General features: G+C 48.8%; 18 protein-coding genes. 4 read left to right on the forward strand and 14 right to left on the reverse strand.

What is annotated here, in order from left to right:
- From IJN28_08625 to IJN28_08685, 13 genes are all read right to left on the reverse strand, one after another.
- On the reverse strand, positions 1–318 hold a 318-nt coding region (locus tag IJN28_08625), incomplete at its 3' end, for an OmpH family outer membrane protein (protein ID MBQ6713828.1).
- A 98-nt stretch (positions 319–416) separates the two neighbouring features.
- Complete coding sequence (locus IJN28_08630) at positions 417–1724, reverse strand: hypothetical protein (protein ID MBQ6713829.1); 1308 nt, start codon at positions 1722–1724, stop codon at positions 417–419.
- Positions 1725–1726: 2 nt separating this feature from the next.
- Entirely contained in the window at positions 1727–3538 is a 1812-nt protein-coding gene (locus IJN28_08635) for a BamA/TamA family outer membrane protein (GenBank protein MBQ6713830.1), read from the reverse strand.
- A 24-nt stretch (positions 3539–3562) separates the two neighbouring features.
- Positions 3563–4078 (reverse strand): hypothetical protein, encoded by a 516-nt coding sequence (locus IJN28_08640; GenBank protein ID MBQ6713831.1) that lies wholly within the window; start codon positions 4076–4078, stop codon positions 3563–3565.
- Between the two features lie 154 nt (positions 4079–4232).
- Complete coding sequence (locus tag IJN28_08645; GenBank protein MBQ6713832.1) at positions 4233–4838, reverse strand: sigma-70 family RNA polymerase sigma factor; 606 nt, start codon at positions 4836–4838, stop codon at positions 4233–4235.
- A 54-nt stretch (positions 4839–4892) separates the two neighbouring features.
- On the reverse strand, positions 4893–9191 hold the full coding sequence (locus IJN28_08650; GenBank protein MBQ6713833.1) for a translocation/assembly module TamB domain-containing protein: 4299 nt from the start codon (positions 9189–9191) through the stop codon (positions 4893–4895).
- Positions 9192–9402: 211 nt separating this feature from the next.
- The gene (locus tag IJN28_08655) at positions 9403–10677 is read right to left on the reverse strand and encodes a TolC family protein (GenBank protein MBQ6713834.1); all 1275 of its coding nucleotides are present in this window, start codon (positions 10675–10677) and stop codon (positions 9403–9405) included.
- A gap of 96 nt (positions 10678–10773) precedes the next feature.
- Positions 10774–12054: an MCE family protein gene (locus IJN28_08660; GenBank protein ID MBQ6713835.1), complete on the reverse strand. Its 1281-nt coding sequence runs from the start codon at positions 12052–12054 to the stop codon at positions 10774–10776.
- A gap of 5 nt (positions 12055–12059) precedes the next feature.
- Complete coding sequence (locus IJN28_08665; protein MBQ6713836.1) at positions 12060–12797, reverse strand: ABC transporter ATP-binding protein; 738 nt, start codon at positions 12795–12797, stop codon at positions 12060–12062.
- A 9-nt stretch (positions 12798–12806) separates the two neighbouring features.
- Positions 12807–13580, reverse strand: a complete 774-nt coding sequence (locus IJN28_08670; GenBank protein ID MBQ6713837.1) for an ABC transporter permease — start codon at positions 13578–13580, stop codon at positions 12807–12809.
- A gap of 164 nt (positions 13581–13744) precedes the next feature.
- Positions 13745–15808, reverse strand: a complete 2064-nt coding sequence (locus IJN28_08675) for a hypothetical protein (protein MBQ6713838.1) — start codon at positions 15806–15808, stop codon at positions 13745–13747.
- A 16-nt stretch (positions 15809–15824) separates the two neighbouring features.
- The gene (locus IJN28_08680; GenBank protein MBQ6713839.1) at positions 15825–16124 is read right to left on the reverse strand and encodes a hypothetical protein; all 300 of its coding nucleotides are present in this window, start codon (positions 16122–16124) and stop codon (positions 15825–15827) included.
- 95 nt (positions 16125–16219) lie between these two features.
- Positions 16220–17053, reverse strand: a complete 834-nt coding sequence (locus IJN28_08685; protein ID MBQ6713840.1) for an AMIN domain-containing protein — start codon at positions 17051–17053, stop codon at positions 16220–16222.
- Between the two features lie 627 nt (positions 17054–17680).
- On the opposite strand from IJN28_08685, the gene IJN28_08690 reads away from it, so the two are divergent.
- Positions 17681–19069 carry an amino acid permease gene (locus tag IJN28_08690; GenBank protein ID MBQ6713841.1) on the forward strand — a complete coding sequence of 463 codons (1389 nt, stop codon included), beginning with the start codon at positions 17681–17683 and terminating at the stop codon, positions 19067–19069.
- Positions 19070–19114: 45 nt separating this feature from the next.
- Here the strand turns inward: IJN28_08690 and spoIIID are convergent, their stop codons facing one another.
- Complete coding sequence (gene spoIIID, locus IJN28_08695; GenBank protein MBQ6713842.1) at positions 19115–19372, reverse strand: sporulation transcriptional regulator SpoIIID; 258 nt, start codon at positions 19370–19372, stop codon at positions 19115–19117.
- Positions 19373–19989: 617 nt separating this feature from the next.
- Here spoIIID and IJN28_08700 point away from each other — a divergent pair.
- The 3 genes from IJN28_08700 to IJN28_08710 form a co-directional block, all read left to right on the forward strand.
- The gene (locus IJN28_08700) at positions 19990–21345 is read left to right on the forward strand and encodes an MFS transporter (GenBank protein ID MBQ6713843.1); all 1356 of its coding nucleotides are present in this window, start codon (positions 19990–19992) and stop codon (positions 21343–21345) included.
- 44 nt (positions 21346–21389) lie between these two features.
- Entirely contained in the window at positions 21390–22187 is a 798-nt protein-coding gene (locus tag IJN28_08705) for an HAD-IIA family hydrolase (GenBank protein MBQ6713844.1), read from the forward strand.
- A 102-nt stretch (positions 22188–22289) separates the two neighbouring features.
- Positions 22290–22621: hypothetical protein (locus IJN28_08710; GenBank protein ID MBQ6713845.1), on the forward strand; the 332-nt coding region annotated here is incomplete at its 3' end.

Below are 22621 nucleotides of genomic sequence, written 5' to 3' on the forward strand. Positions count from 1 at the left end.
CTGTTTGTTACCGAGATTCTGCTGGAGCTGCATGAAATAGTCTTGTTTTTCTTTGTCATTCATACCAACCGATTTTTCATCGAACAGTTTCTGTGCTTCGGCAGCAGCAGTTTCGAATTCTGCTTGTGCTTTAGCCATGTCCGGATGCTGTGCCATCAATGCCTGATGATCAACAACACCAACGCTCGATGCCGGAGCTGCACCCGCAACCTGGAGCTGTTCGTTCTGCGACATCGCGATACCGACAATGCTCACTACAAAGAACGCTACGATACTGAGCGTGATCATTTTAATTTGTTTTTTCTCTAATCTCATCATAATAAATTTCTCCTTTTTTGCCAATTGGCGAATATCGGCTGAGCCGATTATAAGTTCCTTTAAATTATAACAGAATTCTAACTTTTCTTCAAGGAATACTATAAATTACCGATCAAACGAAGCCACTTGTCGTCTTCTCTGATAACATATTCCAGACTGAAGAAATCATACAACCGATATCTAAGCCCGACCTCAAAATCACCGCTTTTCGGACAGAGTTCCGCGCGCAGTTTCCATCGCTTAGCAAGAGCTTCTTCCAAGAAGAGCCATTCATCGCCTTCACTAAGGTTGTATTTTATCCCAAGCCATGTTTTTTCATTCGCATGGTAGGACCAGCCGGGCAAGAATTCCCATTTGATATCACCCGGTGAAAATGCAACATCAAGGAATGCTTCTTGACGAGGATTGATATATTTTCCCGCATGAAATTTAAACTGCGAGCTATTCTCTTTTTTGCCCATTTCCAAATAACTTTCAAGCGCGAAGCGATACTTGTTCGTTTCCACCAAAAGGTCGATCTTGGTTTCCGTACCGACTTTCATCGTCGGCACGATGGTGATACCGTGTTTTTTGATAAACGGATATTTATTTTCTGCTTCTTTGACAGCTTCGTCACATAAAAACTGCTGATGACGGAGAACATAATCGACAGGAAGCCCTACAAGATCGCCGGCGACTGTTTCCAGTTTAGGACGAAGCTCCCAGAGCACAAGGTGTGGGATCGTCGTCGACTGAAGGTCTACTGCGACCGTTTTGACGATCTCACCTTGCGGCAAGAAGGTCAATCGTACCACGACATCTTGTCCTCCGACTACTTCGAATCCTGCCTTGAATTCGGGCAGTTCTTCCGCGAGCCGTTCATTGACGATACGTCTGGCGACACCCGATGCCCAGTCGAGCGAATCTACCGAAAGACCGAGCAGGACATTTTCTATGATATCCTCATAGTCGCCCGCGTGTTCTTTGAGGAATGCGGCTGCAGGAGGTGATATGCCCGTGAAACTCGTTTCTACCTGTACAGAGCGGATCGTGTCGCCCCACGGTTTGACACGAACGGTCACCGTAGTGTCTGTCTGCGGCAAAAGCGTTACGGTTTCGACCGAGTAGCCGACCAAGATGCGATCGAATACGTCGCGAATGATATCTTCATAGGCAGTCTTTTGCAAAGCAACGTCTGTTACTTCTTTTCCAAGCAGAAGACTGTCACCGACTGTCGCGACGCTTGCCTCGATCCTGCGCACGACAGGCTCGGCGAGCTGCGTGTTGTCATCCGTTACGACGATCGCTTCGATCTGTTCAACCGTATCTGCGGCATATGCACCGGGCACTGCACAAAAGCACAAGAGTATCGCCAAAGCAAATCTAAGATAGATGGCTTTCAGACAAGAGTCCGCTTTCTCTGTCATTGTTAGAACTGGCCGGCGAAGCTAAAGTGCGTTTTGAAACCGCCGCCGCTGTCGCCTTTACCAAAGTCAAGACGGATCGGACCGAGCGGAGATTGGAATCTGATACCGACACCATAACCAACGTTCAAATCGGACATGCTGTTATCGTCATCAATGATACCATCCCAGGCATTACCGGTATCTGCAAATACAACGCCCTGCAATTTTTTCGCGATCGGGAAGCGATATTCTGCATTGATAAGGTACATTTTTTTACCTTGGAACTGTTCGTCTTCAAAACCACGGAGCGTTTCCGTACCACCGACCGAGAACTGACCGCTTTCAGGCATATCGCCCATACCGTAACCTACCATACCGCGGAGTGCGATAACGTGCGCACGGCCGACACGATAGTAACGACGGTCTTCAAGCGTGAATTTCTGGAAGTCGAAGTCACCGCCGAACGGACCGCCTGCAAGTTCGAGCGTCATAGATGCTCTGTGACCTTCCATCGCATTGAATACGTTATCGCGCGTATCTGTTACATGCGAGAACGAAAGGCTGTTCGTACGACCAAAGTTATCTTCGATATAGTTCGGATATTTTGTCATAAAGTCGTTATGGTATTGTCCCATACCGGGTGCGCCTGCCGGTTTCGAATAGTCAACTCTGCCGCCGACATGTCCGTCGTACGAGTCATCACGCGTACGAAGTGTCAAGTAGTTCGTCGAGTATTCGGTCATCGGGCGGCTGTAATAGATGTCAAGACCTTTACGCTGTTTGTCATACGTCGAACGACGATGTCCGCCGATATCATAGTCATCGTACTCTGTTACTCTGTCATAGAACGATAACCCGATAGCAGATCCTTTCGAATCCGCCCATGGATGCGTATAGCTTACTTCATAGTTTTTGTATTCGTCTGCGTCACCGCCGAATTCCCACAAGATCTTCGCGTTGTCGCCGCGACCGAGGAAGTTGCGGTCACCGAGTTCGATAAGACCGACCATACCTTCCGTATCGCTGTAACCTGCACCGATCGAGAACGTGCCTGTTCTCTGCTCGATAACGCTCGTTTCCAAGATGACCGAGTTCGGCTCGGTACCCGGATTGAGTTTTACGTTGACATCCTCGAAATAACCGAGGTTGTTGATACGCTGTACGCTGCGGCGCGCTTCGTTTACGTTGAACGGTTCACCCGGTGTCATACGCATTTCACGCAAGATAACATAATCTTTCGTTTTTTCGTTCCCTTTTACAGAGAAGCCTTCCAAAATACCTTCGTTGATCTTCAAGCGAAGAAGGCCGTCGTTTTCCATCTTCACGTCGGTAACTTTTGCCAAGATGTTGCCTTTGTCATGGTAGAACTTTTCGATCTGTTTCGTATTCTGCGCAAGAAGCTTCGTATTGAGAACCTCACCGCGCGGGTTCGTCACGAGTGCATCGAGTTCTTCTGCCGTTGCCGAGATATTACCATCGAACGCGACCGACTGAAGGACAGGATTTTCTTCCACGACATAGATGACTTCTACACCTTCGGGAACTTCTTGGAAGTCGATCGAGGCATTGTAGAAGTAGCCCATATCATAGACAGCTTTCAAGTCTGTTTGGAGTGCTGTCGTTTCAGCGACATCGCCCGGTTTGAGCGCAAGTACCGCATAGATATCTGCCTCCTGAACAGTCGATTCCCCTTCGATCTTCACTGCCGTAATCGTTTTCCCCATTATATCTGCCGGCTCGGCTGCCAAGACAGATGTCGTCGAAAGAAGTGCAAATGCCGCACAAAGTGCTGCTGTTGCCGCTTTTTTCTTATGACTGTACATACGTTTTGCCATAGATATCCTCCTTGTATCTCTCGATTATTGCCCGCGCAGCGAACGCCCTGCCGCCTTCATCAGGTCTTCTTTTTCTTTTTGAGAAAGAATCGTCGCAGATGTGTTCCGATGCGCTTCATCGTATTCTTCGTATGGTGTTTTGACCTTTACAGACATCAGCTCTTTGCCGTCCGCACCTGTCGCAAGCGCAGAGCTCGGCTCTGATATCACAAGCGTCGTGGGTGTGGCTGTTTCTGTTGTCTGTACGTGTGTGACGGCCTTGTCTGCCTCTTCCGTAGCACAAGTCATCCAGATAAGACTTCCGAGCCCGAACAAAACGATCGCACAAAACAGTGCCCCGCCTTGTCGATAACAAGCGTATCGCAAAGAGCGTTTCGCACTGCGCTTTTCTTCCTGCGCGCGTTTGAGTTCCGCCTGCGCCAGCATCAAGTTGAGTTCGCCGCGAATGTCTTTTTGTTCATCGAAAGACCGCTCGGCTTTTGAGAGCCAATCTTGCGCAGACCGCAGATGCGTCGTAACTCGCGATTTCTGTTCAGTCACTCGTTTCACCTCTTACTTCGTCACTACACTTCATATAATCAATCCATCATCACGTAAACCAGTCGCTCAAAAATGACCGTTTTACGTGATGAGCGGAGATTATTCGATATTCTCTTTTATTTTCTGCTAAACACAGCTTATTTTCTCATCTTCTTTACGAACGCCATTGTTTGATAAAGCGTGACAGCATACCCCTTACTCGTCTGATCCCTTGCTTTTGCAAGCGATAGATATGCGATGGACTGAGATTCATCTCTTCAGCCAATCGTTTCGGCTCGCGGTCATCCAGATACACGCCGCTAAGGACGAGCTGCTCTTTGGCAGGCAGTCGTTCCATCGCTTGCTTGACTTCGGACAGCAACACATTCTGTTCGGCAACGTCCGCTGCCAAAGGCGCGGTATCTTCGATCAGATCACCGATCGTCACTTGTCCATCACCGTCGTATGCCGAAACATCAATAGAGTCATGCTCTTTTTCACCTTCTCGTTCCATATAGCTGATCATTCGTCCGCGGATACGATGATACGCGAACAGGCTGAATGCCACACCGCGCGTATGGTCGTATCGTTCAACAGCTTCGATCAGTCCGATCGTACCCTCCTGAATGATATCGAGAAGCGCAGGTTCGCTTACTCGAAAGCGAAGTGCAGCTTTGAAGACGAGCGGCTGATAACTCTCGATGAGGCGCGCACGGCTTTCTTCATCGCCGTCTGCTTTATACGCACGCCAAAGTCGCCCTTCTTCTTCCATTGAGAGCATTTTCACTTGTTTTAATTCATCCAAGTATTCCTTCAGCAGCGCATATCCCTCCTATCAGAATTTAAAGTATGTTTCTACTCCGTAGAACGAATTCTGATCTTCATCGAGTGTCGTAATAAGTCTGAAACGGTCATTCATGTCGTAATATACACCAAAATTATAACCGTCATATCCTACTCCCATAGTATATCTAAGCATGAGCCTGTCTGTCAAATATTTTCCAATCTGAACATTGTACACTTCATCGCGATCGGCACGTCTTGAGCTTGCGAATCCGGCAAGCGATACGGTATCGCGAACGAGCTTGAATTCGTCCACATCGAACATTTCACGCACAGTACTTTCAACCGCGCCCATGAAACTCATCTGAAGCCCAAGTTCGAGCATACCGACGAGTTCGTCACGGCCGAAACCGTCCGAATCTTCTTTGTCAAAGTATCGACTGCGCAGTGTCAGCAGTGACAAGATGTTCTGATGACTCATCGCAGGCGAGGAAGTCAGCTTAAGACTCATCTGATCGGCAGGATCGTCGATACCGAGCATGACTTTTACGCGATCGATCTTCGTTTCGGCTTTAAGATGTACCGACGGAACGAACGAAACGACCTGATCGAACTTCGCCCAGCCTTCCTGTACCTTAAAGTCGGTGTTGAGATAGCTGACCGTACCGCGTTTTACCTTGAAAAGTCCTTCCGTTTCGGGATATTTCATCGTTCTGCCAAAATGCGCACGACCGTCTATCCACAAGTCATAGAGGTACGAATTGTAAAGACGCACCTTGTCTTTGGCTTCGACCGTGACATCGAGTGCCATATCCCAATCGGATTCTTCCGTTTCGGGGATCGGCGGAATGTCGATCGTCGCATTTTTGATCTCGATATCGCCCGACAGTTTCGGCATTCGTTCACCGTCTGCAAATATCAGACTGCCGCTGATGGGTCCTTTGTAATAAAGACTGTCTACCGTGAACTGATCGAACATCATCGAAGCGTGGAAATCGTCCCACGTATTGCCGACCATCGTTGCTTCGCCATAAGCAGATACGGTACCGCCGCCCATCATGCCGCTGAGTTCGCGAAGTGTGATCGTTTTGCCGTCGAACGCTATATTAAGGAATGTATTTTCAAGCGGGCTTTTTATCTGTTTTAATTGTATCGTACCGTTTTCGATATTGACATCGCCATAGAATCGCGGATCATCGATCGTACCGCCGACACGCACTGCGCCTGTCATCGGGCCGATACCATCCTCTACCTCATCCGACAAGAGCGCGAGCACCCTAAGATCGGCATTGTCAAGCTGGAGCGTTACGTCGATCTCGTCGTCTGCTTCTACGATCAAGTCTTCTCGTTTTATAACTGCCCCAAACGGAACGATACCATACGCGCTGGCACGATATTCGCCTTTTGATAACAGGAGCTGATTGATCCTGAGCATACGATCGTCAACAACGAACATACCGACCAATCGGTCAAACTTCGTCGCAGCGATACCGACATCGGCGATCTCAACGGATGCATTGGCATATGGCTGTTCCATCGTTCCCGCCAACTGCACCGCAAAATCCATCTCGCCTTCGGTGTCGATACCAAGGTCGAACCAATCAGTCAATATCTCGGCGTCAATATGAGAGCCTGCCATCTCCATGTCAAGCTCGCCGTTGAGATCGGCCGTTCCTTCTATCGCGAGGATACCTTGATTCTGTTTACCGTGGAATTTATTGACGGTGATGACATTACCGTTCAGAGCGGCATCAATGGCAACATCTGTGAGCGGATGTTCTCCTTTGATAAGGCCGTCTGTCATCACGCCTTGTACATGGATGTTCGGATCGTTCATCGTCCCACCGATAGTGATATCACCGGTAAGTGCTCCGTCAACGCCTGCATCGGGAATATCGAATACCGCAAGGAGCGGTCCAAGATGGCCTCCTTCCGTTACGAACTTGCCTTCCATTTTTTTCGTTTCGTCGAATCGCACGATACCGTCGAATCGATACTGTCCGTCACCTTCGCTGAACGAAAATTCGGGAATGGTGAGGACTTTGTTGTGCACCGTGACATATCCTTTGATATCTTTCAGGAGCGTTCCGTTGAAATTAAGTCCGTCCGAACGCACCGCGCCTTTGAACATCGGCGAATCGAGCGAACCTTCAAGCTTACCATAGAACGTAGCTCTGCCAAGGATCGCATACGGCATGTCGAGATAAAGTCGTTCGATCTCGACATCGACTGCACGTATCCGAAGGTCGATATCTCTCGACGGCGTAATGTCACCCTTGAGTTCGACTTCCGTATTGAGCGACGAGATGCGCATATCTTCGATATGGAATCCTTTCTCATCGAGCGAATATTTACCGTTGCTGCCTGCAATGAGGAGATTGCCGAAACTGCCGTCACGCAAGGTGTAATCCCCGCTGAGTATCGGCTGATCGAGCGTACCCGTTACGTGAAGCTGATTATCAAGATTACCCGTCAGCTTCGTATCCATATCGATCCAGCCCGAGAGTGCTTCAGCACGTATCTTTTTCGTATCAACATATAAGTCCAGTTTTTTCTCGCCCGTTATGCCGATCGTACCTTGGATCGTATGACCCGAATCCATACCGTACTGATAATTGCGCAAGACAAAGTCACGTATCTTGACTTCACCGCCCTGATATTCGGCATACCCTTCCATGCGGTCAAACGGCTGTCTGAGGATAGCACCTTCGTTCGCATGGATCTTCATCTGTGCCGTCGGGTCGCTGAGCGTTCCGCCGATAACCGCTTCCACATCAATACCGCCCGCGCACGTTTCTTCATTATGGAGCCAAGAAAGAGGTACTTCCGAACCGATGGCCCGCATATCGAGTCGATCGTTCTCTATCGTACCGAAAAGAGCCAGCCTTGCGCCCTGTTCCGTTTCGACCGAAGCACCCGCAACTTGTATTTGTCCGTCACGCTTCGCGAAGTCGATGATAAGATTCGTAAAGTCCTTTTGTAAGTATTGACCGTTTGCCATCACCAGTCGGCCTTTCAAATCGGCTTCTGCCCCATAGCCGCCGACTGTCATATGAAGACTGGCACGTCCGATAAGATCGGGCACATATTCATTAAACAGCGCAGCATCTGCCTGATGCACCGCCGCTTCAAATCCGTACATATCTTTGTTTATATCATAAGCACCTTGCATCACGAGCCGTCCGTCGAACGCATCGGCCGTCAGTTCACGTACGATAAGGATATCGCTCATAAAGCCGACTTTGGCTGCGAGATTGCGAAAATCGTAACCGTACGCTCTGCCGTCTGCCTCTACCGTCGCATCAACGGCAATGTCATCGACAGTACCGATGATCTTGGCATCGACTTTTGCCATGCCCGAGATCGGCAGATCGAGCTTCGGTATCGCACCGAGGTCGAATCTGTCCGAATGGACATTGAGGTTGAGTTCCGTCTGCGGTCTGTCAAGAATTACATCACCATTTACGCTGACTTCCTGCGCCATCACGTCCCCTGCTACATTCAGACCGATCTTTTCAGGGCTGAACGAGATACGACCCGCAAGTTCTGTCGCAGCGATATCATCATAGCAAAACGCACCGTCTGTCAAAGCGACCTCACCGCTTACCACGATATCGTCCGCACTGCCTTTCAGCACGAGATTGCCTTCTGTGATCGTCCCCGACGGTGCATAACGCTTCCACTCGCTCGGCAAGATCGGCGCATAACGTGCGATCGTGACGTCTTTTGCTTCTACTGCAGCAGCAGAAGAAGCATCGCCCCAGCGTCCTTTCACGCCAAGCGATGCACCGCCTTCTTTGCATGTCATATCGAATTCATAGACAGAATCAGCAAGAAGATCGAGCGTACCTTCCACGTCCGTCACTTGCCACAGAGCGTCATTCATAGCAAGGCAGACTTCACCCTCGGTCACGCTGATACGACTTTCGAGCGTCATATCAGACGATTCTTCTTCGCCGAGAAGAGATTCAACATTCCACCCGCCGTCTGCCTTCTGCGACAGATAGATCGACGGCTGCTCGAGTGCGATCTCACGGACGATCCTTACAGGCTCATCCATATTCCACAAGATCGCGATCGGATTGAATCGTACCGTCACTGTCTTGACAGATGCCAACTGTTCTCCGTCTTTCGTATGCAAGGAAACATTGTCCGCACGTGCCGCAAACGGTGACTCCAGCACAAGAGCATCAAGCGTCAGATGCGCCTTTGTTGCATCAGCCACCTCGCTCACCAAAACAGACTTCACATCTGCCATGATCGCCTCATGGTTCGCCTGCCAGCCGAGATATCCGCCGCCGGAGAGGAATGCCAATACAGCACAGACGAGTGCCGCTTTTTTTCGTGCCATATCGTTTCCTCTCCTTTCATATCATCTACCTGTTAACATTCTACAAAATATACTTTTCTTCCTGTTCGTTTTCCTCACTTTCATGTTTTTTCCAATATAATCATGCTATCAGTCTATCTTCCGTACGATCACTATAACACCACTATTTTGGATTTTCTTTGGAAAGTGAAAAATAAAAGCTCCGCCGATTTTATTTCGGCGGAGCCTCTTGTTAAATAGAGATACCCATTGCTCTGTCGAGCTCTGCTTTGCTCGTGTTATAGTCATAGAGCGACTGTACATAATTCATTTTTGCCGTCGTAAGTGCGACCTGTGCATCCATAACATCAAGGTTCGTGCCTACGCCCGCACGATAGCGAACGTGTGCGATCTTGAGGTCTTCTTCAGCTTTGTCTACCGACACTTGGCTCGTATGGATACGTTTTTCGGCTTCATGTACATCAAGGTAAGCCATACGTACTTCAAGCTGGATCGCATCAAGTTTCTGACGCGCCAATTCTTTCGCCGTCAAGAGATCTGCATCAGCCTGACGAACTTGCGCTTTCGTTGCACCCATGTCGAAGATATTCCAGCTCAATTTGGCACCGATCTGCCAGGATTCATCTTCTGTTCCCGGGAAATCCGAATCAGACCAGCCGTTCGATGCGCTGGCAGTGATCGACGGACGGTATCCGCTTTTGGCGATGGACTTGTATTCTTCAGCCGCATCGATCGCAAGCTGTGCCTGCTTGCCGTCTGCGCGGTGTTCAAGCGCATATGCGATACAATCTGCCAATACGAGATCGTATTTTTCGTAACCGAGTTCTTCTGTCACACGGACATCCGTATCGAGCGGAAGACCAACAACATTGTTAAAATTCGATACCGACAAGTCACGTGCATTTTCAGCTTTGATAAGACCTTGCTGCGCATCGGCAAGCTCTACTTCCGAACGAAGAACATCCGATTTTGCGACCGTACCGACATGATACTGTGCTTTTACATTTCTGAGATGTTCTTCAAGTGATTCGACCGTCTGCTGATAGATCGTCACCTGATTCTGTGCCTGCAAAATGCTGTAATAGCTGTTCGTCGTATCCATACGGAGCTGTTGACGCGTATCGTTCACACCGAGTTTTGCCGACTCGAGTGCGATCTCAGCCGCATCTATTGCATTTTCAAGGCGTCCGCCCGTATAAAGCGGCAGCGAGAGCGTCAATCCATTGCTGAAGCTGTTCTCTGCTGTGAAGCCTTCCATTTTCGAGCGGCCTGCATTGTGAACATAACCGAGCGTAAAGCCGCGGTTCGCTTCTGCTTCATCAAGCGATGCTTCTGCTTTCATTTCATCGAGCATAGCGATTTTTACTTGTGGGTTGTTTTCAAGTGCTAAGTTCACGCTGTCCTCAAGCGTCAATTCAACAGGAGCAGCCAGAGCCGTTCCTGCGGAGAGGATACCGCAAGCTGCCAACGCCGCGAGAACCGCACGCATTTTTTTCATATTACACATATCGAAATGTTCCTCCTCACTTGCTTTCGGCAAGTCAGACTAGATAGTCATGATTATGTTACTATTATAGACGTAACCGTAATCGTTGTCAATAAATCAAAACGTCTTACGCAGGCCAAAATATGCACTTCGTTCATCACTTTTGTTGAGCATGTTGCCTTGGCCGAACAGATATAGCTGCGGTGCAAATTCATATTCACCGCGCAACTTTACTTTGACATCGTTGGGGTCGTATACATCAAGATACAATTTCGTACGGCTGCCGAGTGCCTGATCGTATCCGAGGCCGAGTTTGTCTTCCATGATACCGAATCTGCCTGCGACTTTCTCTGAACCGTAACCGAGCTGTGCGTTCGTTTTCGTATCAATACCGATGCCTGTCACACCGAGCACGCCGAATCCCTTCTCGTTCGCGCGCACTTTGAGATCGAATCCGCCCGCAACATCGCCCGTATCAGGATCGCCGTACATCTCTGCACCTGCTGTGATCTTGACCTTATCGAGTTTTTCCATCATCGAATTGGCGCGCTCGCTCATATTGCGTGCATTTTTGAGCGTCACTTTAAGATTATCTGCCGTCTCGGGATCGGTCACGACACCTTCGAGCGACCCTGCCATGTTGGCTACGCGATCACTCGTTACTTTCATATTGGCAAGCATGTCGCGAATATTGCGTGCCGTTTCACCGTCATTTGCGATGATCGTCATCATGCTCTCGAACTGGCCTACCGTCTTGTTCATGCTGTCCATCATCGTCTGCATATTGTGAAGCATCTGATTAAGACCTGCTTCATTCTGTACGGCAAGCGTTGCCATGACGCGCGTCATCTGTTCCATGTTTGCCGTCATCATCTGCACGTTCTTCATACTGCCGATGAGAGCTTCCTTCGTTTCGGGACTGCCGAGGACCTCGTTGAGCGAATTGAGGAGCTTCTCGACATTGGCCATCATCTCTTCCGAGCGCGACATCATCATGTCGATACCGCCACCGCTGCTGCCCGCAAATGTATCGCCTTCTTTGGCATACTGTCCGCTTGCAGACGAAGGTGCGCTGATGTCGACGCATTTTTCACCGATCAGACCGTCCGATCCGATGCTGTACGTTGCCATGCTGTCAAGCTGTGCATCTTCTCTGATATCCATCACGACGACGACACCTTCGTCGGTGATACGCAGCTCGGCAACTTTACCGACATGGACGCCTGCATATCGCACGAGGCAGCCTTCTTTGAGACCGTCGACTTGTTTAAACACAGCTTGTACGCGATACGTGTCGGCACCGAACGTACCGCCTCCCAAGAGTACTGCAATATATGCAAGAAGTGCCAGTGCAATGACTACGACACTGCCGACTTTTGCTTCTGATGATAGTTTCATCCCTATCACTCCTTCCTGTAACTTGCCGCCCGCACGAACTGTCGTACATACGGATGATCCGACTCGCGGATCTCATCGGGCGTTCCGATCTGGACGAATCGTCCTTCGTATAATACGGCGATGCGATCGGCGATGCGATACGCACTCTCCATGTCGTGTGTTACGACGACCGAAGTGACACCGAATTCTTTTTGTGTTTCCAAGATGAGCTCGTCTATCTTGCGCGCCATGATGGGATCAAGCCCCGACGACGGCTCATCATATAAGATGATATTCGGCTTGAACGCAAGTGCTCTCGCCAGACCGACACGTTTTTTCATACCGCCAGACAGCTCGTTGGGCATCGCATCGGCAAGGCCCGCAAGGCCTACACCTGCCAGTCGCTCTTCTACGATGCGGCGAATATCGTCTTCACCCATATCGGTATGCTGACGAAGTCCGAACGCCACATTCTCACCGACCGACATCGAGTCGAACAGAGCCGAATACTGAAATACCATGCCCATACCAAGACGCGCTTCATCAAGTTCCTTATCCTTCATGCGGCTGATCTCTTTGCCGTCTACCCATACCTGTCCGCCCGTCGGCCGCGCAAGCCCGATGAGCAGCTTGAGCAAGGTCGACTTCCCTGTACCGGAAGGACCGACAACAGCCAGCGTTTCACCCTTCTTTATCGTCAAGTTGACATCATGCAGGATAACATGTTCACCATATTTCATATTTAGATCGATCAATTTTATCATAGCGCACCTCTACCGAAACCAGATCGCCGACATGATGCAGTTCGTCATGAATATCAAGATGATAGATGTCACGACCGACTCTGTCGTTGCACGTCCGACACCTTCCGCACCATTGGCACAATACATACCGCGATAGCAGCCGATCATCGCTACGATCGCACCGAAAACGATCGACTTGACCATACCGCCAAGGAAATCATGTATCGTCGTGTATGTCTGTATCGAATTGATAAACGTGAATCCGCTGATATCAAAATACGCAGTTGCGATCAGATATCCGCCCATCGTACCGACAGCATCAGCAAAAAGCACGAGTATCGGAAGCATAAACATGCCCGACCAAAGACGCGGTACAACAAGATACCGCACGGGATTCGTCCCCATCACACGAAGCGCATCTATCTGTTCGGTAACACGCATCGAACCGAGTTCTGCCGTGATAGAGGCACCGACACGTCCTGCCACTACAACACCCGTCAATACAGGGGCTAGTTCACGACACATTGCGATCGCCACGATACCGCCGATCGTCGACTGAGCACCGTACCGGATGAACTCATGTGCGATCTGAATACTGAGCACCATGCCCGTAAACAAAGCCGTGAGAAGCACGATGGGAAGCGAATTCACGCCGATGCGTTCCATCTGCACCGTAATATGTTTTCTGTTAGGACGCTTGGTCAGCGCAGACATCGTCTGCATCGCGAATATCGCGAATCTGCCGCATCGTTCAAGCGCACCGATCGCACTGCGACCGATCGCCTCCAACATATTCGTAATCATACTATACTCCTATGCGCCATTGCGCCTATTTTAGTCTTGTCTGTTTTATCATACTATGTATGACCTTCTGTTTCAATTCCTTTTTCTACAAATAGTTGCGTTTTCTTTACTTTTTTTACAGAAAAAAGCCCCGTCTGCCAACATGGGCAAACAAGGCTTTCGCATTACTCTTTTATTTTGTCGGACGTTTTTTCATTCGCCGAACGGTTGTCATCTTTCAAAGATACTGTTTTTTTCTCTGCGGATCCTTTATCAGACTCCGTTTTTTTACCGTGTACGACCATGATAGATGTTTCCAACTGATTCTCGATAATATAGATCGTCGGACATTTCTGCACACTTTTGGCTTCTTCTTCCAATGCGCGTTTTTTTACTCCGAGAAGATCGACACCTTTTGCTTTTGTTTCCGTTTCCAAGTTCACTTCGATGCCTTGCTTCTCCATTTCATCAATAGCCTCGAGTACTTGGGTGATATCTTCTTCGATGACGATATCGTTGTTACGCTGTTGACGGCGTATCTTATCCATCACTTCATCGAAGTCCATCTTGCGTTCTCTTTTCGCGATCGCTTTCACAAGCGGAGAATCTTTGTACTTTTCGAGTGCTTCGGTCGTCCGTTTATTGATGACACCGCCGCCGCGAACGACCAAGTCGAGCGGACCCTCTGTCGCATCGCTCGGCACGACGTACGGTACATCTTCTACGATGACATCACCGCGATGCGGGCGTATCTTCACCTTGAAATTGATCGTTTCTCCCGGATACGCTTCTTTTGCATCGGTCGTGACTTCTATCATTCTCGCCGAACGACAATTCTCGTCGATGTCGACATTCGCCTTGATACTGATGACCTCGATCGGACGGAATCGGTTATTCATAAGCGAATCGACCATCGTACTGAACTCACCGCTCGCACCGACAGCGATATTGCTTTCGTCATAATACATATTTTCACATTCGTATACTTCGCCGGGCAGATTACGCGCCGTGATCGCAAAATCGACCGTAGCCGTACCTGCACCTTTACGGTCTATCGTCTTGTCAATAGCACTGCAAAATGCCGCCGTCAAAAATGCAGGTGCGACTTTTTCGTTGTGTATCGTCTGCATACAGAATGTCTTTTCTGTTCCGCTCTGACGATCGGTGACTGTAATCTCCATTGGAATGACGGCAGGATACTTGCCGACAATGCCTGCAAGACCTGCACTTCGGTCTTGATTGATAAGACCGATCGGAGCACCTGTCGCGCCTACTTTGAAACCCGATTCAAGTGCAGTGACCGTCGTGAATATCTCGGAATTGGTCAAAAAATAATTGCTGTTGCCCGTCTGCAAGAACGGATGACCGAATGCAACGATCTTATTGCCTTCGACATACGTTGCCGTACCGAGCGCACCGATCTTGAAATCTCCGCGCATCAAGACCGCACCGACCGAACTGCCCGCTTCTACATCACGTTTGGTAACGCGCCCCTCCATACCGTTTGACGCATACGGCACCATGTTGAGCGAAGCAAGGTCTTCTTTCAGCATCTCGAATGCATTCTCGGAAAATCCGCTGACCATAACAGGTGTCATAAGAGGTGTTGCATCTTCTGCCTTGACCTTCCCATCATCTGTCGTTTGCTTTGCGGGCACGCCCTCTTCTTGGGCTCCGTCAGTTACAAAAGCTTCGTCAGACGCTTGTACGGACTCTGCATCCGTCATCTCGCTGTCGTCCGCCTTCTGGTCATCGTCAGATCCCTTACGGTCTGTATCGTTTTTTGCGTTTTTTGCTTTTTCTTCTCTTACCTTTTTCAGGTCGATGGCACGCGGCAAGGGATTATTCAGCGGATCGGGCATATCCCACATCGCCGTCATCTCCTTGATCGGCGTAACCATGCATTTCGTCGCATCACCGAACTTATATCCGTAGGAGATCGCCCCCAACAGTCGTCCGTCTATATATACAGGGCTTCCGCTCATGCCTTGTACGACACCGCCTGTTCTCTCTATCACATCACCCGATACTTGTATGAGTATGAGCGGTTCTTCCGCTCCCTTGTCGGCAAATCCGATCACCTTCACATCGAACATCTCGATCTCGGCACCCTCTACGACCGTCTTGGCATAACCTGTCATACCGAGTTCGACTTCATCGGTCGATATAAAATGAGGATTCGCGTCAGCTATCGAAGCAGACGCGAACAAACAAACGCCGACAAGCCATCTGCTTATCCATTGTTTCAACTGATTAACATCCTTTCTATTCCACCGCGATCTGCGCCACGACTGTGTTAGCTCCGATCGTATCTCCCACTTCGACATACACTTCTGCTATCGTGCCGTTTACCGTAGCACGAGCCGCCGTGATACTTCCGCTGAGCGTCTTGATTCTCACCAATTCATCACCTTCCGTGACAGTCTGTCCGACCGTCACGACCGAAACGACTTTCCCTTTGAGGATAGACGCCTCATCTATCAGATGCGACGCAAACGCGCCCGAACTTGCCAGCATCAAAGCAACAGTTGCGATCAGACCTCTTTTTATATATCGTTTCAGCATCGCACTTCCTTCTTTCTGCCGTTTTCTTCTATCATATTACCGACACATTCGCTATCCACTGCTTGTCGCTATCAACATGCAGGGAGCTTCACAAGTTACTCCTGAGAAGCTTTCTTAGGCTGTGCATCACCTTTCAGCGCATCTATTACGATACGATGCGGCTCGGTCAGACGAAACACCTTGCACGGCGTATTGCGTCTGAGTTCCACGCGCACGATCGTATCATCGCCCGACGTCACGATCTCGACACGTTTTAAGACATCGCCCGCTTTCGGCGCAGGGATCGTTCGCTCTGCCGCCGATACGTTCTTCATACGGATCGTCAGCATACCCGTATCAGCCATGTAGCTTGTTTCATATTCGGCACTCGCATCCATATCGAATACCGTTCTGACCTTATCGGGCGCATGGTGGATACGCACATTCGTCACATCGACAAGCCCCGTCTGCACCGCAGCAGATTTCGCAGGCACAGTCGTTTTATCTGATTCTGTCGTCTGCTCATCCGGTTTGGCAAACACAGCAGGTGCTTGTCCTTCTTTCGTAAAGTCGATAACAAGACGAGTCGGCTCATTCACAATAAACGTCTTGGCCGTCATCTTCTCTTTCATATCAAAAACGAAATAAAGTGCACCATCCATCCCGCGGATCACTTCTGCTTTCGCAAGAAGCGGATGTTTTACCGCCGCAAGCGAAGCGCCTGCACCGACACCATCAAGGCGCACGATATAATCATTCTCATTTTCCTGCCAATACGCATCGAACGGTATCTTCTCCGTTAGATCGGCAACAACACGGATCGTATGTTTCGTCTGGCTTGTCCGCACACTTTTTACAGCAGGCGCAGCGAGCGCAACCGACGAAGTCAAAAATACCGTCAACAAAGCCGCTGCACCGATACGCCAAAATCTGTTCTTCTCTCGTTTCATCGTACGCCCCTCCCGAAAAAATCCTTTTCCCTATCATACGCGATTTTGGCTCCGATTGCAAACAAAAAACCATAAATATATCTCTCGACAATCATAACGACCTTATCACTGCGATATATCCTCATATATTCGCTATACGTCAAATTCCTTCCTTATATATATTGCATACAAAATACCCTCCGCCAAACACCATCTTCCCTTCCGCTCTACGCGCAGCCCTTCATTCTCCTTTCCGCGCACATCTGTCCTTCATGCGTACTACCCTTATCGTCATCCTTCCGCAAGATTCACCTTTCACGCTCAGATGTGATACACTGTGCAAAACCTACTACCATAGCGAACCTCGCCTTACGCAAGACACGATGCTGTAAGACATATAGTTTCTTTAAAATTTTTGCATACAGGAGAAATTCCTTTTTTGTTTTTGTATATCTCAAGGATTATATATATTTCTAAACTAAATACCCTTTTTATCAATCATTTATAAATTTTTTACACCTTTACAGCGTAAAAAACCATCCCGTACATCGTTTGACACACTTCTTTCTATTGCATATACTACTGAATGGAGTTGACTGCCGATAGGGGTTGAGGCAGTCGATATTTTTTTATGATAGGTGGTTTTTTATGAATCTGTTTCGTACCAAAAGTATTGCATCTTTGCAAGCAATGGCACAAGAATCGGGTCTGAAAAAAACGCTCAGCGCGTTTGACCTCGTATGTCTTGGCATCGGCTGCGTTATCGGTACCGGTATTTTCGTTCTGACGGGTGTTGCCGCAGCAGAATACGCAGGTCCGGGCGTAGCGCTCTCTTTCCTTCTCAGCGGTATCGTTTGTGCTTTCGTTGCACTCGCATACGCTGAATTCGCTTCGATGATCCCATCGGCAGGTAGTGCGTATACATACACGTACACAGCACTCGGCGAAATGGTCGCTTTTATCTGCGGTTGGAATCTCATCCTTGAATATATGCTCGCAACAAGTGCGGTTGCATCCGGCTGGGGCGGCTATATGACAGGTCTTTTCAAAGCAGGCGGTATCCATCTTCCCGAAGCCTTGACACTCGTTCCGGCTGAAGGCGGTATCATGAACCTGCCCGCTATGCTCATCTTGGTATTCCTCGCATTCCTTCTCGTTCGCGGTACACACGAATCGGCAACAGTTACTCGCCTTCTCGTATTCGTAAAACTCGCGGCGATCTTCATCTTCCTCGTACTCGCAGTTCCGAACATCGAACCGGCTAACTGGGAACCGTTCCTTCCGTTCGGTTGGGAAGGTGTTTCTGCAGGTGCGGCGATCGCATTCTTTGCATTCATCGGCTTTGACGCTGTTGCAACAAGTGCGGAAGAATGTAAAAACCCGGGTCGCGACCTTCCGATCGGTATCGTTGGTTCGCTTGCCGTTTGTACGATCCTCTACGTAGCAGTATCGGCAACGCTTACAGGCGTCGTACCGTACACACTTCTTGACAACGCTGAACCGGTCGCATTCGCACTTCGTCATATCGGCTATAACATCGGCTCCGCCCTCGTTGCAGTCGGCGCTATCGCAGGTATCACCTCGGTCCTTCTCGTACTCCTCTACGGTATGGCACGTATCGTATTCGCAATGAGCCGTGACGGCATGCTCCCTCCGGGCATCTGCAAAGTTCATTCCAAATACAAAACGCCTTACCTCGTAACGATCATCGGTGCTACGATTGCAGGTCTTGGTGCAGGCTTCTTCCCGATCGGTCTTATCGCCGAAATGGTAAACATCGGTACGCTTGCAGCATTCTTCATCGCATCGATCGGCGTTCTCGTGCTCCGTTTCACGCAGCCTAACATCGAACGCAAATTCCGTTGCCCGGCGCTCATCGTCGTTGCGCCGCTCGCAGCACTCTCCTGCGCATACCTCATGTACAACCTTCCGTGGGACACCTGGGTTCGCTTCGGTATCTGGACAGTACTCGGCTTCGCTACGTACTTCCTCTACAGCTACCGCCACAGCAAACTCGGCAAAGGCGAAACGGAATAAACCTCATAAGACAAAACGGCTCTGCTCACTCGCAGGGCCGTTTTTTTATACCTGTCGACGCGACTCATACTTCTTCTTCGTCGCCTCACCGCCACGAATATGCCGCTCCGCCTTATTCTTCTCAAGCACCTTGCGCACACGCGCCGCAAACTGTCCGTCGATCATCGGAAGCCGCTCTATCATATCCTTATGCACCGTACTTTTACTCACCGCAAAAAGCAGTGCCGCCTGCCTCACCGTATCTCCACTCGCCAAAATATGACTGCCGATATCAAGCACCCTTCTGCGGATATAATCCTTCATACCCCTTCCTCCCCGCACATCATCTCTCTCTATCTATATGCCGATCAGATAGCACAATGACTTCTTTTTCCTCATTTTTCATAAAAAAGATATCCATCTCATCTCCCCCATCAATTCTATTTTTCTGAAAATTTCCCACTAAAAAAAGCAAAAAAGACCCCAAAAAAAGAGGGATAACCCTTCCCTATATTGAATATTTAAAAGAAAATATTTTAAGAATACAGCTTGGCGATGCGTATCTGTTTCTATAATTTCTTACACTCGTCAAGAAATTATCCGATATATTTATTTTCGCAAAAGTGCGATAATAAATTATGAGATAATTGTGTTTATTTTCCGAAAACAAGGTCGGATTTCATTGTTTTCGTTAGACAATCACAAACTGTCTGCTTTCTAACTCAAAGAGAGAAATACAGAGAAAGAACGGAAAGCTACTCAAGTGGAGATCGAGATACATAGCTCAGTGCTATGACGAGTGACCGATCGGTAACGCGAATCTGCCGACTCACCGTCATCAGCCGCGATCCTATCTCGATTGTCATTGCGAAGACAACATTGTTCGATCTGCTTTCAGAGAATAATAAAAGGTATTCTTAATAGCAGAGGAGGCTATTACAATGTTCAAAGCAATTGCGAACTTCTTCCGTACCGGTGAAGATCGCCCGCCGATGAGCGATGATCCTAACGTCATTGCCAGTGAGTTTAAGCGTCGCCGTTGGTCTGTGTTTCTCTCTATTACTTTAGGTTATGCATTCTTCTATGTATGCCGACTCAACTGGTCTGTTGTAAAAAAACCGTTGATGGACAACGGTGTATTGGATGCAAGTCAGATCGGTACCATGGGTATGATCTTCTTCTTCACCTATGCGATCGGTAAATTCTTAAACAGCTTCATCGCTGACAGATGTAACATTAAGAAATTCTTACCGTTCGGTCTTTTCATGGCATCTCTCTTGACGATCGTCATGGGCTTCCACCCCGGCTTCTCGGCAATGTGTGTTCTCTGGGGTCTTATCGGTTGGTTCCAATCGTATGGTGCAGGTCCTTGTATCGTATCGCTCAACCAGTGGTTCGCCGGTAAAGAACGTGCTACGTTCTACGGTATTTGGTTTACAAGCCATAACCTCGGTGCAGGTGTTACATATCTCGTAACGGCAGCTCTCGTTATGAAATATAGCTGGACTGCAGGTTTCTTCGTACCGGGTGCTATCTGCCTTGTGGCATCGATCCTTATGTACAAATTCATGTCTGACCGTCCGCAAGTATATGGTCTTCCGACTCCGTTTGCAATGGCAGGCGAGCCTGATCCGACGAAAACGACATCTGACAGAACGGTTTGGCAGCTTCAGCTCGAAGTTATCAAAAACCCGGCAGTCTGGATCCTCGGTCTCTCGAGTGCTTGTTGCTACATCACTCGTTACGCAGTAGAAAGCTGGGGCATCATCTTCCTCACGGAAGCAAAAGCTTACACGATCCTCGGCGCAAGCGGTATCTTAACGATCATGCAGGTCGCAGGCATCTTCGGTGCATTCAGTTGCGGTCTCGTTGCAGACAAGTTCTTCAACCATCGCCTCAATGTTCCGTGCCTTATCTTCGGTGTTCTCTATGCAGCAGCTACGGCTCTCTTTGTATGGGCACCACCGGCATGGTCCAGCTGGGCAGATCCACTCTCGATGTGCGTATACGGCTTCACAATGGGTGCTCTCGTATGTTACCTCGGCGGTCTGATGGCAGTTACGGTATGTCCGAAACGTGCAACAGGCGCAGCAATGGGTATGATCGGTCTCTTCAGCTATGCAGGTGCATCGCTCCAAGAAAAAATCAGTGGTCACTTCATCAATGCCAGCAAATGGGTTGACGCAGCAGGCGTAACGCATTACAACTTCGGCGAAGCAACGTACTTCTGGGTAGGCGCGGCAGTCGTATCCTTCATCCTTGCAACATTCGTATGGAATGTAAAAGCGAAAGAATAGTCGCTAACTAATATAAAAGGGAGATTCGCATGAACGAAACTGAAATCAAACGCTTGTGTGAAGTCAAATGTTTCCTTCTCGATATGGACGGTACCATCTATTTCGGCAACCGCCTGTTCGACGGAACGATCGACTTCCTCAACTACTTAAAAGATACGGGAAGAAACTTCTTGTTCCTCACGAACAACTCTTCCAAAGACAGCAACCACTATGTTGCAAAACTCAAACGTCTCGGCATCGAAGTAACAAACGATGATGTATTGACATCGGGCGAAGCTACTGTAAGCTACCTTGATGCACAAAAACCGGGCGCAAGAGTATATCTTCTCGGCACGCCGGAACTCGAAAGCGAGTTCAAAGCTTGGGGCTTTACCTTGACGGATGAAAATCCCGATTATGTAGTACTCGGCTTCGATATGACGCTCACGTACCAAAAACTCGTTACGGCTTGTAACCTCATTCGTGCAGGTGTTCCGTACATCGCAACGCATCCGGACTTCAACTGCCCGGTAGAAAACGGTTACATCCCCGATGCAGGTTCGATGATCGAACTCATCGCAGCATCGACGGGCAAACGTCCGAAAGTCATCGGCAAACCGAACAAAGAAATCATCGAAAGCGCGTTCCGCAAACGCAAATACGAGAAAAACGAATATGCCATGGTCGGTGACCGTCTTTACACAGACGTAGCAACGGGCAACAACGCAGGCATCTGCTCGATTCTCGTACTTTCGGGCGAAGCGACAGTAGAAGATGTTGAACAATCGGAAGTAAAACCGATGTTCATGCTCAAGGATGTTTCTGAGATCCTTGCTTGTTTGAAAAAAGGAGACCAGAAGTAAGAATCAATAACTGCACTTATTGAATTTCTTCTTTTAATCTCTTTTGATAGGCTCCAAGAAATGGGGCCATAAAATAAAAATTTTAATTTAGGGGGATTTACAATGATTAAACGTGCTTGTTTAGGTGCTCTCATCGGTCTGACTTTAGCTTCGGCTACCGCATTTGCTGCACAACCTTCCTACGCTGATATGTTGCCAAAGTATAACTATACTTTGATCGACTCTCATCAGGTAGACGGTCGTCAGGGTATTGCTTGCGACGGCAAATACTACTATGTATCCGGCAGCAAATCCTTGGCTAAATACGACAAAAACTGGAACCTCATCAAAATCGACAAAGATCCGTTCAGAACGTATGAAATTTCCGCTAACCACTTCGGCGATATCGACGTTTACAACGGCGAAATCTTCTGCGGCGCTGAATACTTCATGGA

The organism is Selenomonadales bacterium (assembly GCA_017442105.1).
Classification (GTDB): domain Bacteria; phylum Bacillota; class Negativicutes; order RGIG982; family RGIG982; genus RGIG982.

Bases quoted from the DNA above. Each gene is read 5' to 3' on its own strand.
- IJN28_08655 (MBQ6713834.1), bottom strand. From the start codon at position 10,677: ATGTGTAATATGAAAAAAATGCGTGCGGTTCTCGCGGCGTTGGCAGCT.
- spoIIID (MBQ6713842.1), bottom strand. From the start codon at position 19,372: ATGAAGGATTATATCCGCAGAAGGGTGCTTGATATCGGCAGTCATATT.
- IJN28_08645 (MBQ6713832.1), bottom strand. From the start codon at position 4,838: ATGCTCTCAATGGAAGAAGAAGGGCGACTTTGGCGTGCGTATAAAGCA.
- IJN28_08685 (MBQ6713840.1), bottom strand. From the start codon at position 17,053: ATGAAACGAGAGAAGAACAGATTTTGGCGTATCGGTGCAGCGGCTTTG.
- IJN28_08690 (MBQ6713841.1), top strand. From the start codon at position 17,681: ATGAATCTGTTTCGTACCAAAAGTATTGCATCTTTGCAAGCAATGGCA.
- IJN28_08650 (MBQ6713833.1), bottom strand. From the start codon at position 9,191: ATGGCACGAAAAAAAGCGGCACTCGTCTGTGCTGTATTGGCATTCCTC.
- IJN28_08700 (MBQ6713843.1), top strand. From the start codon at position 19,990: ATGTTCAAAGCAATTGCGAACTTCTTCCGTACCGGTGAAGATCGCCCG.
- IJN28_08630 (MBQ6713829.1), bottom strand. From the start codon at position 1,724: ATGACAGAGAAAGCGGACTCTTGTCTGAAAGCCATCTATCTTAGATTT.
- IJN28_08680 (MBQ6713839.1), bottom strand. From the start codon at position 16,124: ATGCTGAAACGATATATAAAAAGAGGTCTGATCGCAACTGTTGCTTTG.
- IJN28_08670 (MBQ6713837.1), bottom strand. From the start codon at position 13,580: ATGATTACGAATATGTTGGAGGCGATCGGTCGCAGTGCGATCGGTGCG.
- IJN28_08665 (MBQ6713836.1), bottom strand. From the start codon at position 12,797: ATGATAAAATTGATCGATCTAAATATGAAATATGGTGAACATGTTATC.
- IJN28_08660 (MBQ6713835.1), bottom strand. From the start codon at position 12,054: ATGAAACTATCATCAGAAGCAAAAGTCGGCAGTGTCGTAGTCATTGCA.
- IJN28_08635 (MBQ6713830.1), bottom strand. From the start codon at position 3,538: ATGGCAAAACGTATGTACAGTCATAAGAAAAAAGCGGCAACAGCAGCA.